At 39.5% G+C, this 643-nt stretch carries 1 protein-coding gene; it reads right to left on the bottom strand.

Annotated elements, in window-relative coordinates; translation table 11 throughout:
* The coding region (locus tag R7Q09_RS26350) for a serine/threonine-protein kinase (protein WP_318143967.1) at nt 1-643 on the bottom strand (643 nt) is incomplete at both ends.

Raw genomic sequence — 643 nt, 5'->3', positions numbered from 1 at the left:
GTGTAGCCCAGCGTTTCTAGATCTTCTGTTTTACGTTTTGCTGCATACTGATCCTGTTTGATCTGGTGAGTTTTCGACACACCAAAATCCAAAAGCTTTACATGGCCTTCGGAAGTTACAATTACGTTGGCTGGTTTTAAGTCGGCGTGTACAACACCTAGCGAATGAGCATAGGATAATGCGTCGAGGATTTGGTTGAGGATAGAAAGCATTGCATGGTACTTCAAACCATTTGGGCGAGATCGTTGGATTAAACTTTCCAACGTTTCACCGGCCAGATATTCCATCACTAAAAAGTAGATATCACCGTCGACTCCGAAATCAAAGACCCGGATTACGTTTGGATGACTAAGTCTTTGTGTTTGTTGCGCTTCTCGAATCAACATTCTTGCTGTCTCTGGCTGAGACGCAAACTCTTTCTGTAAAACTTTTAGAGCTACATAAGGGGACTCCGAGCCAGAAGACTCAAGAATTTTGTCTTTTGCTAAATAAACATCACAGAGTCCACCATGACCTAAAATAGACTCAATTTCGTAACGGTTTTTTACTGTTTGCCCAATTAAATTTGAGTTAATAACACTTTTGTTTTTTGTGTTCTTATTATTAATTTTGTTGATAGGTGGTATAGTGTTTTCTTTTTGAG

Source organism: Vibrio sp. 2130-1 (assembly GCF_033339515.1).
The sequence above is the reverse complement of the archived record's forward strand: the minus strand, read 5'-3'. Positions and strand labels throughout refer to the sequence as shown.